Below are 13263 nucleotides of genomic sequence, written 5' to 3'. Positions count from 1 at the left end.
AATCATGCTAAAAAAAAATAAATACATATGGCCTGAAAAAGTTCATATACTTACAAAAGAGCTCCATAATGAAATCAGTCTTAATAACCACAACTGGCATAAATTCAGGGGAAATAAACAACGAAGAAGCGCAGAATTAATTATTTCGGCAATTTCACAATTAATTAATGATGGAGATGATGCAGAAATAGAAGACTTACTTAATCAAGCAATATTATGGATAAATGAGGGAATCAAAGATACAGGATGTAAAAGTCATTAAATACTTATTTCTTTAGTGATAACTGAAGTCTATTTCCTTTCCTACTCCATCTAACATCATCAAAACACTTATGAATTAAATAAATTCCTCTCCCACTATCAACATCAATTTTCAAAGGTAATGAACTTAGCCTTTTATTTTTAACTATACCTAATCCTTCATCTTGAATTTGCCAAACAAACCAGTTTGGAGTAAGAATTCTTCTAACACGAATAACTTTTTTAGGATTAGATAAGTTCCCATGTACTACTGCATTAACAAGCGCCTCGTGCAAACCTAATTCAATTTTTTTTGCAGTTTCTTTACATATAACAGGCTCTAAAAGGGTTTCAATAAATGCTGATAATTTTAAAGTAGAGGGATGAATAAATACAGCCCAATTTTTAGAATTCTCCACAATTAATTAAAACATTCTTTGTAAATTGCTCATCTGATCAAAGAATTAGACTATAAATTATTTTAACTTAAGTCATAAAAACTGTTCTAAGAGAAAAAATTAAGCATTAATAATTAAATGTTTAGCTTTTAGCTTTAAATCCTTGATGGTTCAACAACGCGTCCATCAATCGAACACCCCTCAGCTGATTAACCAACGGCATATGTCCATTTGGTGCTTCAATAGACCAATTAAATGCTTTTGGATATCTAGTCCATATTCCATCTTTTTTCCAACCTATTCGAGGCCAAAGCTTGTCATATCTTCCACCTAAGGAATCTAATATTTTTGCTTGAACAGTAAAGCCAAATTTCCCTCTTGAATAAACAACCCATAACTTGTCCAAAGTTGATAAGTCAATGGAAGGTATTGATTCAACCTCAGAAAAATAAACATATCCTCTTTTTACTGCCTTTTCTCCTGCCAGCTCTCTAAGTTTTGAGCTGGTGAAGCGGTCAGCATCCTCATAGCATTCATTCAATAAATACCTCTGAAGAGGTGAGTAATCAAAACCAACATCTGATGGGGCATCAAACCAAGAAAGATCATCACACTTGAGTGTATTTCTTATGAAGTTTTCATCTGTTTTATGAATGAGCTGCAAAATGAAGCCAGGAGTCCAGTCGCAAATACGAGGATCAAAACCAGACATTAGATTTACACCTAGGCTAAGAAGCTCCTCAGCCCTTTCTTCTAAACCATCTAAAAGCCCTAGTCGTTTCCTTTCTGAAGCCATCTTAAAAGACTCCAAAAAAACCTCTATGCTCTCTTTATTTGGATGTGATTTTTCTTCAGTCATAATCTACCGCAGGCCTAAAATGACCTAAGCACTAATACTATGTCAGAGAAACCTACCAATTCGAGCTATCACGTAACGGATTTTCGGAATTTAACAAGTCCAATTGTTGATGTAAGAAGTCCAAACGAATTTCGCCAAGGACATTGGCCGGGTGCTATCAATATTCCTTTATTTTCTGATAGCGAAAGAGAGACTATTGGTAAAAGCTATAAAAAAGAAAGTCGCTTAACAGCAATACTTAAGGGTTTAAAAGTAACCATTCCTAACACCACAAAACTATTACAAAAAATCGTTCAAACAACTAATTTAGAAAAAAGTGTTAATAAGTCATTACGAATATATTGCTGGAGAGGTGGCATGAGATCTAGTTCTTTTGCCTGGCTTGCTAGAACAATTGGCATTGAGACATCTTTATTAAAAGGTGGCTATAAAAGCTATCGAAAATGGGTTTTAAATCAATTTGAGGCTGATTTACCAATAAGACTGATAGGAGGTAAAACGGGTACAAGAAAAACAGATTTACTAAATTACATCAATAAAGAAAATATATATGTAATTGATCTAGAGGGGATTGCTAATCATAGGGGTAGCAGTTTTGGTTCATTAGGTATGGGCAATCAACCTACAACACAACAATTTGAAAATATTTTAGCAGAATCTGTTTATAACTTTTACAGAAATAATGCCGTTGAGATATGGCTTGAAGCTGAAAGTTCTAATCTAGGAAAATGTCGCATACCAAATAATTTGTATACAAAAATGAAAAAAGCACCAATCCTTGAAATATTAAAAACAAGAAATGAACGTGTGGAAAATCTAGTCAATCTTTATAGTCGAAACTCTCAAACTGAATTAAAAGACGCTGTAAATAGAATAAGCAAAAGGTTAGGACCACAAAAAACAAAAGAGGCATTAACTGCAATTGAGAAGAAAGAATGGTCAAAAGCCTGTGAAGCGATGCTCGATTATTATGATAAGTGTTATGAATTCGAACTTAAAAAAACAACTAATATAAATTCAATTAATCTTAGTGGTCTAAACCTAAAATCATCTTTAGATAAAATCTTAAAAGAAAAGCTCAATCCTTTATAGTTTTTACAAAGGATATTTCTATTAATTAAATTCAAGCAAAAGATGACTAAAATGAATGAGAATGTATCTATTCAATTTGTAAAAGGGGAAAACGAAAAAGATCATCCCGAAATACGTTTATTTAGAAATCTAGATGGCAAAAAAGGTAAAGCAGTATATAAATTTTATAAACCTACAACAATAACCTCAAAGAATTTCAAATCGATACAACAAATGTATCTAATTGATTCAGAGGGTGAGCTTACAACTAAAAAAATAGATTTAACTATTTCAGAAAATAATGTTAAGGAAGTAAAGTCTACTTATAATTGGAATTCAGAACAGGAATTCGAGAGATTTATGCGTTTCGCTTCAAGGTATGCAAATTCTCTGTCTCACAATTAATCAAATTGAAACCTACTAGTTTTCTATCAATCACAGCATTAATTGTTTCTATATTAATTATATGGGGCTTAAAAGAAATAATCATACTTTTTTTTGCTTCGATAATTATATCCATGGCCCTTTGCACTATTACTGGGAGAATAAGAGATTTATTTAAATTCCCTAGGTGGATATCATTAGTAATAACAATAATTTCTATATTACTAATTTCAAGCATTTCAATAGTAATAATAATACCACAATTCACTAGCGAATTTCAAGAGCTAATCAATCAAATACCATCAGCAGTAAGCAAATTATGGGAGCTATCAATAAATACCTTTTTTAATTTTGCTGAGATTATATATAAAGATAATATTCCAAACATAGCCGATAGAACAATATTAACAAATAAACTTAGCATGATTCCAGATGGTGCGACTCTTGCTAGTGGAGTAACAGATAGCATCAAAAAATTGGTTAACCTGGTTAGTAATGTTGGTATAGGTATTCTTCAATTATTTTTTATACTTTCAGTTGGTTTAATGATAACTTTACAGCCTAACTCCTATAGAGAAGTCGCTATATTATTAGTCCCATCATTTTATAGAAGACGAGCAAGAACTATTCTACTTAGATGCGGTGATGCCTTAAGTAGTTGGATGGCTGGAGTTTTACTAAGCTCAATATTTGTAGCAATACTTGCTTCTATTGGTCTTTATTTACTAGGAATAAAACTTGTAATAGCAAATGCTTTAATAGCTGGTATTTTAAATGTAATCCCAAATGTAGGACCAACAATAAGCACTATTTTTCCTCTTTCTGTTGCATTGCTAGATACTCCATGGAAATCACTTGCTGTTCTGGGCTTATATGTGGTAATTCAAAATATTGAGAGCTATGTAATAACTCCTTCAATAATGCATAAACAAGTCAAATTACTTCCAGGTTTAACAATTACTGCACAATTTATATTCACTATTCTTTTTGGACCACTTGGTTTACTTTTGGCAATTCCAATGGCAGTAGTAATTCAAGTCTTTGTTAAAGAAATAATTATTCATGACTTATTAGAGAGAAATTACTTTTCAACAAAAATATAACTAGTTAAAGAGACGAATAACACCCTTAAAAAGGAAGGTTCCAAGAAGAAACATCGATTGCAGAAGTTTAGACAAATACAGTTTTATTAATCCCTCAAAAGGTTTCAAATTTTAATCAACGAGTATTTAATGATATCAATCATCAAACTCGGGCTTAGGTTTCTTTTTAACTTTACCCGAAAGTAATTGATGAAGAGCATCTAATGAGTTATAGACCTCTTTAAGCTCTGACAACTCAGGCAATAAGCCATATTGGCCAAGCATTTGATCCAAGTCTCGAAGTTCTTGCCTGATATAACGCAGATGAGAACTAACTTCTTCTCTCTTACTTGTGGACATTATAAAATAGATTGATTGCTACGAGGAATTAATTTTAGCCTAATATTAGTATCTACAGCATCTACAAATTCACAAAGTTTATAAACCCACAAGTTATCTCCAAACTTTTCAGCTAATTAATTACATAAAAAATATAAAGCTATTAATTACTAGAAAAGTAAAGATTTTTACTTAAAAAAATGCAGATCATTAAATTGAATAGCATATCCAAAAAACTTAGTGCTTTGTAAAAAAATAAGAAATATACAGTGCCATATCCTAGATATCGATAAAAATATATATATGGATCAACAAAAAAGGAAAGACCTCAACTTGAGGCTAGGCAATCTAATACTCGCAATATTTCTTGCTACTGTTCCAACAGCCATAACATATGGAACGCTCAGTATTCATGGACTAAATATTTGTAGGAACTTAAGCAGCAAAGTAAATCCTTCAAATAAAATAAAAGAAAAATGTGATGAAGCTGCTTGGGACACAACAAAAAGTTATATTATATTAATTGGATTTTTTATTACATTACCAACTTGGATGTGGTTCTACTTATCAATGAAAAACAAAGAAATTAATAAAAAATAACTATTTTTTTTATTAAGATAAAAAACTGGAGAAGGGGAAGTCGAATGTTCTCTTTTGCTTGATGGCTTTATTTGATTGTTTATATGAAGATGCTAGGGATGGAACTGAGGACTCTTTGTTAAAAATTGATTTAAAAAATTCAGGATTCGATTTGGAAATTTTTTTAATTAAGTAATCAGCCGAGAACATACCTGGTCCTAATAAAATTATTGAAAAAGCAGAAGCAAAATAAAGTAATAAAAGTTCCAATAAATAGATATTAAAACCCGAAGTAACTATTGCATGATAAATAGCTACACTCATAGTTCCAAGTATTGCAGATGCTCCTAATCTGGTACCAAGGCCAAGTATTAACAACCAACTACCGCCTATTTCAGAGCCCGCTGCTATGTAAGAAAGGGTGACGGGGAATGGCAAGTGAAGAGGGCGTACAAATGCATCAGCAAAATTATTAATGTCATTTAACTTTTCAAATCCATGATGTATTAACAGTGCTCCCGTAAATACTCTTAATACAAGAAAAGCAAAATCTTTAAATACTGATTTATAGAAGATTGAATTAAGCAATTTAACCTAGTCAATTTTGAATAAACTTTAGATATGTCAAGCCACAAAGCGTGGAAACAAGAAGACCAGCTTACAACGATAAGTATTAATACCCATCGTTGTAAGCTGGTCTTAGAGACTTCTGAATATAAAGAGAAGGATTCACTTGCTGGTTAAGCTTAAATTTGGATCAATTAAAATTTAATATCTTTAACCAAACGGAAGGAGAGTACAAAGTCACCTATCAATAGTAATAAAACTAACAAAAGGTAGCAAATCGATTATGTATACTAAATTAAAATTTTTTACAGGCTGTGAGCACATCATTACTTACTGCAACGGCTGCTGTGGGTTTAATAGCAGTGGCAATACCAGCACTAATTGCATCACTAGGGTAAAATGCGGATATTTTATGTATAGTTTTCAAAGGTAATGAGACAAAAAACTTATAAAAATCGTTTGGATTTGCTAGCTTCTTAAAACGATAGATTTTCCTGCAACCCAGCCACTTGTCCAGCAATGTTGAAAATTAAAGCCACCAGTAACACCATCAATATCTAATACCTCGCCAGCGAAGAATAGCCCCTTACATATTTTACTTTCCATAGTCTTAAAATTAATTTCCTTAAGTGATACTCCACCAGCGGTTACAAATTCATCACCAAAAGGGCCACGACCATTTATTAAGTAGTTTTTCATTATTAGATATTTTACCAAAGACTCTTTTTGATAATTAGATATGTCAGCCCACTTCATTTGACTATCAAAATTTAAGCTTGAGAGAATAGCTTTCCATAAGCTTCTTGGTAGTTTATCAAAAGGTTTATTGTTAATTACTTTTTTCCTAGCATGTTCTAATTTATATAGATCAATACTTGATCTAGCTTCTATTTCAGTCATACAAATCCAGTTTATTCTTAAATCAGCCTTATATTTATTTGCATATAAATTTCTGGCACTAAATGCTGAGAGTTTGAGTATTACTGGACCACTAAATCCCTTATGTGTTATTAGCAAAGATCCTTTTTCAGTATATTTCTTTTTATTTATAGTAAGTTTAATTTGAACATCTAAAGTTATTCCAGAACAAGATTTCAATAACTTTTCATCAGTAGAAAAAGAAAAAAGAGACGGAACAGGATGAACAATAGAGTGTCCAAGACTCTTTGCTAGTCTACGTCCACTAGGATGACCACCAGTACAAATCAAAATATTTTTTGTTTCAAAGAAATTATTACCTTTAACTAATAACTTAAAGCCCTCTTTTATTATGCTTATCTGCTTTACATGAGAATTAGTTAGTATCTTTACACCAGAGTTTTTTGCAACATCGGTCAAACATTTAATAACATCTTCAGAAGAATCAGAACAGGGAAATACTCGACCATCTTTTTCTACTTTAAGACTAAGTCCTTTCTTCTGAAACCAATTAAAAGCCTCAGTAGTAGAAAATCTATTAAACAAACCTATTAATTGTTTTTCTCCTCTGGGATAATTATTTACTAAATCAGAGATCTCATAACATGAATTAGTTAAATTACATCTACCACCACCACTAATCCTAACTTTTTCAAGCACTTTTGATGTACCTTCTAGTATGACAACAGATCTAAGTCCACTACTAATCGCTGTGATTGCACCCATAAAACCAGCGGCACCACCTCCAATAATAACAAGATCTGAAATCATCAAATGATAAAATTTGAATTACTTTTATTTTAATAAAATCATATATAAATTATTTATTTATTACTTTTATTTATAGATACAAAGCTCTATTTAAAAAAATAGTGAGTATTTATATTTAAAATTTAAATTAAAAGAAAAGAATATTGCTTAGAAACACATTGTCTTGATACGCAGTTGAAATCTTAATTCAGTTGATTTTTGTTGTATGTTTTTTTAAAAAAATTAAAAAAAATATGGCTGGTCCAAAAAGAGATGAAGCAAAATCAATTCTTTCCTATGTGAGACAAGAGCTCAGATATATGGATGAAGACCTTAGGAACGACGGTTTACTGCCAGAATTATCATCACTCAGATCAGTATATGAACAACTTTCAACTTTACTAGAGCTTTCAGACGGCAGAAGAAAAAAGAAGGAGAAACCAGAATTTCCTGAAGACAAAAAACACTGAAAACTCTTTATTAAACTAATAAATTTGAAAACCAACTAATAGTAATCCTTAATCACTTAAGATTTTATTTCACTATATTGTTCAATTTTTATAGAGGCGTGAGTCAATAGTCTATTCTGGAATTATAAATAACTAATTAATTCAAATTAAGAAATAACTCTCTGGAGAAAACTTATGCCTAAAAAAAGTACCAATTCCAGTAGTGAATCTAATCTTCTAAGTCCTATAAATCACATTCGTTTTTGGGAAAAAGGAGAAATGGCGTATTCAGCTCTAAAAAAGATAAATGAGCTCAAGGCCAAGAATGAAATGAAAAAAGCAAAAATAATTTTGGCTGAATGGTTTTTTTAAAAATATTAGGTCAAGAAATAAATAAAATATTTGAAATTCAACCAAAAGATAAAGTAAATTTAATTTCTATAAGAAAAGTTATGTATGCCCTCCACAAGAAAAAGGATTGGCTATCTTCCATCAATAAATGCTCAAGAGACGATAACCAAAATTGCAAATAAAGAAAAACTTAGCCAATCAAAAGTAGTAGGTATATTAGTCGAAGAGGCATTGATAGCTAGAGAGGGAATCGATCTTAAAAACTCTAATGAACTAATTAGAGAAAAGCTTTATAGCAGGGAAAATAATGCCGATAATTCAACTTTCAGCCATAATGATCTTGATGAATTAATTTCAGATAAAGGTATAACCTATAACACAAAAAAATATAACTATACTAAAAAGGTTAATTCATCCGAGCCCAGAGAAAATTTTAACGAAGAGTTATTTGAGCAGTTTAAACAATTTATTGTTTTTCAAAAAATGATGCAAGATAAATAATAATCTAATTTTTTAAATTTTTAAATAAAAATCTCTCCAGCTAATAAATGATTAAAAGGGTTATAAGCATTAAGGATGCAGAGATCAACACTAATGACGCATAAAACAATCCAATGCATTAGAAAGTGGACGTATATGTTCTTCTAAGGATCACTAAACAAGTTTTTTTTATAAGAAATCTTAAATATAAACATGACTTCAACAGCAACTCGGCCCAAATCAAACTCATCAAATCTTCTTGAAGAAGCCTTAAATCAGCCTCCTATTGGAGAAACAGCTAATTTTGCATGGAACGCAACCCCATTAGGTATTGCAGCAATTTACAAAGGTAATTCTCCTTCAAAGCCTCCTTATGAACAAGCTATTAAAGAAGGTGAAGAATTAGCAATGGATTTAAGTAGAGAAGAGAAAGAATTCTATCTAACTAAAAAAGGTCTCGCACTTATTTTTTACTCATAAAATTATTCCTAACTTCAAAACCAACGAATGGTTAAATATTTATTATTTGTCCTCAACGGAAGAGTCTATTACCCACTCATCACATATTCCAAGAAGGATAAGAGCCTTATCCTCCCAATCTGTATCTATTGACCAGTCATAAGGCACGTCGAAAGATAATAGAATCTCATTTTGATTCTTTTTGTAAGATTTATTTTTTGGGATTAATTTGTTAGATATGTTGTTGTTTATTAGATACATATCATCAGAATTAAAGTATTCAACATAACCAAGTCTCTTTATCTCATCCTCAAATTTGATTTCCAATCTTACATTAAAGCAATGTGCATCATCCCAATCGGAATAATGAGCAAAATATTTATCCCAAGAATTTGTCATCTAATCATATGTAACTGTAAACTTTAGATTACTAAAGGAAGAGTTTTTAAACTAAGAACTTTAAAAAATAAAAATCTAATAAATAAATTCTGGATGCGTTAAAATACAAAGAAAATAAGAATCAAAACCGACTTTGTTAATTTGTAAAAGTAAGAAAATTAAAATCGTTAAGCACCCAAGTACCTAATGTTAGCAAGCCAAAACCAGCTACGAACATCATCAAAGCAGCGACTTTGTATCTAGTAGCTTCGGAGCCTCTTCTTAGTAGAAAGGTATCGGCAGCAAAAGAACTTGACAGAGGAGCAGATTTTTGTGGTGTTTTTTTCCTTGATGAAAACATTAGTCAGTTATTCACATACTTTAAATTAATAGAATTTTTAATGGACCGCGAAAAATAGATGGACATAAATCAAACAAGCAACTATATAAACGAGCAGAGGGTGTCACACTAAAATCAAACGAGGCTTAATATAATCAACACTTGTAAGAATAAAAAAATAAGTACTTCGTTCAAAAAAAAATCAACCTAACACAGCCAGATAAACTGGTATGAATAAGAAAGTAGAAACTCTTATAGGCCAAAAAGAAAAAAGTTGCCTAAAATAAAGAAAATTGAAATACAAGTTGATTTACATAAATTTACAACCCCTTTACAATAGTTAGCAATAGAAAATGCTCATTTCTAGTCAACTGCTAAACCTCCATTCAGGAGCCATCTCAAACCAAACTAACGTAAATTTTTAAATACAAAAAATGGAATGAATCCCTTCAAACCATTTGTTCAGTTCTGTGAAGAGCTCTATAAAAAAATTTATATTTAAAATTAAAATAACAATTTGAATTAAAAAAATATTTTATTAAAAAAATATACATTAACTTTTAAATTCATATGATAGTAAATAATTTGATTAATAAGTTAAAGTAGTTCAAAAGAAATACGAATAAATAGAAATCTATGTTTATAAAATAAGAGTCTTTTTTAATCTATTCAAATGATCATCTTTAGATATATTAGTTTCAATTATAGGGCAAATGTTATACTCTTTGTAGGTTAATAATAATTGCGAAATTAGCTTATTAGCAAGATCTACCGATTCTAAAAATTCACTAGAGCAATAAACACCTTTCCATGGCCTAAATTTAAATCTAGCTAGAAATTGCTTGGATGGAATTAAGATACTACCAAAAAAAATAATATTTGAAATTTTAGAATTATTTTTCATAGTCGAGGATATGATATTTTTAAGTATTTTAATCCTGCTTTTGAGAAGTTTATAATCAGTACCAAATTGAATCCAGATAGATCCGACTAAACCTGATTGAAGTTTCTTTTCCAATCTTAAAAGCTCCTCATCAAACAAAAATCCAGGTAAATAAGGATTAAAGGCTACACCGATAGAAATATCTTGATTAAAACAAAGAGGATTATCTTTGAGCATAGACAAAGCGTAAACAGAGTCTAATGTAGACCTTTTTTGAGAACCGGAAACTAGAAGTATCTGTTCGCAACCTAAAGTTTTTACAGTTTTAAGAAAGTTAAGGAATGAATCTTGAGTATTTATCTTATCTCTTTTAAATTCATGTAGGATACTAAAGTGAGGAATAATATCGATATTTGGAAATTCCTCTTTTGAAATTCTAATCGACTCCAATAAGAAATCTTTCTTTAAACTATTTTTACAGGGAATATTAATTTTATAAAGATTATTTCTCTGATAAAAATATAGAATCTTACGAAGTTCATCAAAAGATTTAAAAGATATTTCAATCCTTATATCACTCAAGTGAAATAGATTATCTTTCATATATCATATATAAAAAGAAAGATAATATAATTTTTGTATATACGAAGCGATAAAGAACATATCCATTTAATTTCTCAACCATTTATAAATAGCCTTCTTTTTACAATCAATTTCATCAAAAGCAGAATAATAGTAATCATTCCATGAATCAGCTGGAATCCCTGAGAAAATCATTAAATTAAGGGGGTATTCATCTGAATCAGTACATTTACGAAAATCATCTCTAAATAAAAATGTTGGTTTTCCTAAAGCAACCGCGATCCCAATCTCAACCATGACACCTTCATCAGGAGGGGTGCCATTAACTATTGCGAATAAACCATCAGCTTGCTTCAAATCATTAAAATTTGAACTAGATACTTTATTAGCCCAACCAGGACTTAAAGTATCAATGCTACTATTTCGAGCAAAAGGTTCCCAAACCCTTGCGCCCATAGACTCAAGTTTAGTAATAAATTCAGGTAAAAGCTTTAAACTCCAATGCTTAGAAAACCCATATGGAGAAGCAAGGTAAAGTGTTTTATTAGACAATTTTATTAATCTGGTTTTGGATTATTTAATCGAATTATGTCTTAGTTTTCGTCAGAAAAACGTTGATTTGCATCTTTTACCAATAAAAGTGATAGATCCTTGACATTAACAACAAAATTTTTTTGATTCAAATACATTTTAGTAATTAGTTCCTTAATCTCTAAATCAAATGTTGTATTAGATAATAAAATAATTGAAGTCCAACCAGTAATCACCGCAGAGAATATAAAAACTAGTTTAAGAAGTTTATTGGAAATATTTAGCAATTTTTTAAATCATAAATACATGATTTATAATAACTATTTAAAATAAGAATGCACATTAAATTAAAACACTTATCAGGCGGTAATATGCTTATCAAAGTCAAATTCGACCCAATTTGAAGAAAGCAGTTGATTCCAAGTCTTTAATGACTCTTCTTTTGTAACCTTTCTTCTACTCTTAAATTTCATAGGTTTACCGCTTGGAACGACACCCCACATATCAATTGTAAAATCCGTAGACATCTTTTCATGGGTTAACCTCTTAAAATCAAAATGGATAGCCCATTTATCGTGAGGATCTTTCAGCCAACCAGTAGGGGCATCTAAGTTGTCTACTTTTGACATTACAAAAATAAGTCTTTTTTTTGTTTTTAATTAAAAAAGCAGTCGTCGTCAAGTCTCAAATCTAAAGTGAAGTTAAAGAAATAATAATTTAAAAAAAGTTAGAGAAAATTAATCAATTAAAAGAATAGATATAATAAATTTATACCAACAACTCAAAGAAAGATGTCCTCTGAAGCTGGTAGTCCTCAATGTCGAGGTTTGATAGAGGCGAAAGAAAGCCTTATAAAAGCCATGAACTCGCTTGGAACGATCGAGAATTTAGATCACATACAAAAAACACTACGTGACGTCTACAACGAATTAGAGAAACTACATGAATCAAGGAGGATAAAAGAATCTAACAATCTTAATTAATAGGAATTAAATTCAATCAAATAATAGAATAGAATTTATTATGAAAACAAGCTGAAAAATAATATTAATCTATTTGAGAAATTTTTCTAATTTTATTATTGGTAAATATATTTTTGTTTTTTTAATTTTAATACACTCATTAAAGGTATCTAAAAATCGATTACTAAAAAGTAAATACTAGGATAAAATTACTCTAACTGATAACATAAAAAAACAATTAAGATTTAAATGTCTAAAAAAACAATTGATATCAACAAATTAGAAGACCTCGACAAATTTAGATCTGCCCCTAAAATAAATAAAATTCAATCAAAAATACTTTTAAATGAATTAAGTTTTATTCTTCGTAAATCTGATTGGATAACCGTAGGAGTAATGTCACCTTCATTAAAAAAAGGAATTCATGTAATTAGAAAAATAGAAGAAAAATTTGAATATGAAGAAATGAAATGTATCACAATACCTAATTCTGATGGTCCAATATTCTTAAAGGCAAATCAAAAAACTGGTGAGATTCATGCTAGAATTGAATTTGGCCTGGGAGAGGGTATATTGATCAGTTGTCAATATAATGATAATTTATTGATCTCAAAAACTTATGGTCCCTTACCATTAGATTTCTTTGATTAAAAATAATATT

22 protein-coding genes are annotated in these 13263 nt (G+C 30.1%); 11 read left to right on the top strand and 11 right to left on the bottom strand.

Going from position 1 to position 13263, the window contains the following annotated elements; translation table 11 throughout:
• Window positions 1-4 precede the first annotated feature (4 nt).
• On the top strand, window positions 5-262 hold the full coding sequence (locus tag O5640_RS00740) for a DUF6439 family protein (RefSeq protein WP_269612650.1): 258 nt from the start codon (window positions 5-7) through the stop codon (window positions 260-262).
• Between the two features lie 4 nt (window positions 263-266).
• Here the strand turns inward: O5640_RS00740 and O5640_RS00735 are convergent, their stop codons facing one another.
• Window positions 267-659, bottom strand: a complete 393-nt coding sequence (locus O5640_RS00735; RefSeq protein WP_269612649.1) for an ATP-binding protein — start codon at window positions 657-659, stop codon at window positions 267-269.
• Between the two features lie 121 nt (window positions 660-780).
• Window positions 781-1497: a GUN4 domain-containing protein gene (locus O5640_RS00730; RefSeq protein ID WP_269612648.1), complete on the bottom strand. Its 717-nt coding sequence runs from the start codon at window positions 1495-1497 to the stop codon at window positions 781-783.
• A gap of 39 nt (window positions 1498-1536) precedes the next feature.
• Here O5640_RS00730 and mnmH point away from each other — a divergent pair, with 39 nt between their 5' ends.
• The 3 genes from mnmH to O5640_RS00715 are packed head-to-tail and all read left to right on the top strand — an operon-like array spanning window position 1537 to window position 4055.
• The gene (gene mnmH, locus O5640_RS00725) at window positions 1537-2589 is read left to right on the top strand and encodes a tRNA 2-selenouridine(34) synthase MnmH (RefSeq protein WP_269612647.1); all 1053 of its coding nucleotides are present in this window, start codon (window positions 1537-1539) and stop codon (window positions 2587-2589) included.
• A gap of 42 nt (window positions 2590-2631) precedes the next feature.
• Window positions 2632-2973, top strand: coding sequence for a photosystem II reaction center protein Psb28 (gene psb28 / locus O5640_RS00720; RefSeq protein WP_269612646.1), 342 nt, complete (start codon window positions 2632-2634; stop codon window positions 2971-2973).
• 5 nt (window positions 2974-2978) lie between these two features.
• The gene (locus tag O5640_RS00715; protein ID WP_269612645.1) at window positions 2979-4055 is read left to right on the top strand and encodes an AI-2E family transporter; all 1077 of its coding nucleotides are present in this window, start codon (window positions 2979-2981) and stop codon (window positions 4053-4055) included.
• 135 nt (window positions 4056-4190) lie between these two features.
• Here O5640_RS00715 and O5640_RS00710 read toward each other — a convergent pair whose 3' ends face one another.
• A complete protein-coding gene (locus tag O5640_RS00710; protein ID WP_011293667.1) occupies window positions 4191-4394 on the bottom strand; it encodes a hypothetical protein in 204 nt (67 codons plus the stop codon).
• A 282-nt stretch (window positions 4395-4676) separates the two neighbouring features.
• Here O5640_RS00710 and O5640_RS00705 point away from each other — a divergent pair, with 282 nt between their 5' ends.
• A complete protein-coding gene (locus O5640_RS00705; RefSeq protein WP_269612644.1) occupies window positions 4677-4973 on the top strand; it encodes a hypothetical protein in 297 nt (98 codons plus the stop codon).
• Window positions 4974-4985: 12 nt separating this feature from the next.
• On the opposite strand, the gene O5640_RS00700 is transcribed toward O5640_RS00705, so the two are convergent.
• From O5640_RS00700 to O5640_RS00690, 3 genes are all read right to left on the bottom strand, one after another.
• Window positions 4986-5540, bottom strand: a complete 555-nt coding sequence (locus O5640_RS00700) for a DoxX family protein (RefSeq protein ID WP_269612643.1) — start codon at window positions 5538-5540, stop codon at window positions 4986-4988.
• A gap of 274 nt (window positions 5541-5814) precedes the next feature.
• Entirely contained in the window at window positions 5815-5946 is a 132-nt protein-coding gene (locus O5640_RS00695; RefSeq protein WP_269612642.1) for a hypothetical protein, read from the bottom strand.
• A gap of 41 nt (window positions 5947-5987) precedes the next feature.
• The gene (locus O5640_RS00690) at window positions 5988-7208 is read right to left on the bottom strand and encodes an NAD(P)/FAD-dependent oxidoreductase (protein ID WP_269612640.1); all 1221 of its coding nucleotides are present in this window, start codon (window positions 7206-7208) and stop codon (window positions 5988-5990) included.
• Between the two features lie 233 nt (window positions 7209-7441).
• On the opposite strand from O5640_RS00690, the gene O5640_RS00685 reads away from it, so the two are divergent.
• From O5640_RS00685 to O5640_RS00670, 4 genes are all read left to right on the top strand, one after another.
• On the top strand, window positions 7442-7657 hold the full coding sequence (locus O5640_RS00685) for a hypothetical protein (RefSeq protein ID WP_269612639.1): 216 nt from the start codon (window positions 7442-7444) through the stop codon (window positions 7655-7657).
• Window positions 7658-7831: 174 nt separating this feature from the next.
• Window positions 7832-8008: a hypothetical protein gene (locus tag O5640_RS00680; RefSeq protein WP_269612637.1), complete on the top strand. Its 177-nt coding sequence runs from the start codon at window positions 7832-7834 to the stop codon at window positions 8006-8008.
• Between the two features lie 84 nt (window positions 8009-8092).
• Window positions 8093-8488, top strand: a complete 396-nt coding sequence (locus tag O5640_RS00675; protein ID WP_269612636.1) for a hypothetical protein — start codon at window positions 8093-8095, stop codon at window positions 8486-8488.
• 192 nt (window positions 8489-8680) lie between these two features.
• A complete protein-coding gene (locus O5640_RS00670; protein ID WP_269612635.1) occupies window positions 8681-8947 on the top strand; it encodes a hypothetical protein in 267 nt (88 codons plus the stop codon).
• Between the two features lie 42 nt (window positions 8948-8989).
• Here the strand turns inward: O5640_RS00670 and O5640_RS00665 are convergent, their stop codons facing one another.
• The 5 genes from O5640_RS00665 to O5640_RS00645 form a co-directional block, all read right to left on the bottom strand.
• Window positions 8990-9325, bottom strand: coding sequence for a hypothetical protein (locus O5640_RS00665; protein ID WP_269612632.1), 336 nt, complete (start codon window positions 9323-9325; stop codon window positions 8990-8992).
• A gap of 136 nt (window positions 9326-9461) precedes the next feature.
• The gene (locus O5640_RS00660) at window positions 9462-9665 is read right to left on the bottom strand and encodes a hypothetical protein (RefSeq protein ID WP_269612631.1); all 204 of its coding nucleotides are present in this window, start codon (window positions 9663-9665) and stop codon (window positions 9462-9464) included.
• A 619-nt stretch (window positions 9666-10284) separates the two neighbouring features.
• Window positions 10285-11130, bottom strand: a complete 846-nt coding sequence (locus tag O5640_RS00655) for a hypothetical protein (protein ID WP_269612629.1) — start codon at window positions 11128-11130, stop codon at window positions 10285-10287.
• A gap of 66 nt (window positions 11131-11196) precedes the next feature.
• Entirely contained in the window at window positions 11197-11661 is a 465-nt protein-coding gene (locus O5640_RS00650; RefSeq protein ID WP_269612627.1) for a nucleoside 2-deoxyribosyltransferase, read from the bottom strand.
• Between the two features lie 338 nt (window positions 11662-11999).
• Window positions 12000-12269 (bottom strand): DUF1651 domain-containing protein, encoded by a 270-nt coding sequence (locus tag O5640_RS00645; RefSeq protein ID WP_269612626.1) that lies wholly within the window; start codon window positions 12267-12269, stop codon window positions 12000-12002.
• Between the two features lie 162 nt (window positions 12270-12431).
• Here O5640_RS00645 and O5640_RS00640 point away from each other — a divergent pair, with 162 nt between their 5' ends.
• Together O5640_RS00640 and O5640_RS00635 are read left to right on the top strand one after the other, a co-directional pair.
• Window positions 12432-12623 (top strand): hypothetical protein, encoded by a 192-nt coding sequence (locus O5640_RS00640; protein WP_269612625.1) that lies wholly within the window; start codon window positions 12432-12434, stop codon window positions 12621-12623.
• Between the two features lie 228 nt (window positions 12624-12851).
• Window positions 12852-13253, top strand: coding sequence for a DUF1824 family protein (locus tag O5640_RS00635; RefSeq protein WP_269612624.1), 402 nt, complete (start codon window positions 12852-12854; stop codon window positions 13251-13253).
• The last annotated feature ends 10 nt before the right edge of the window (window positions 13254-13263 follow it).

Source organism: Prochlorococcus marinus str. MIT 0912 (assembly GCF_027359595.1).
Taxonomy (GTDB): domain Bacteria; phylum Cyanobacteriota; class Cyanobacteriia; order PCC-6307; family Cyanobiaceae; genus Prochlorococcus_B; species Prochlorococcus_B marinus_C.
The sequence above is the reverse complement of the archived record's forward strand: the minus strand, read 5'-3'. Positions and strand labels throughout refer to the sequence as shown.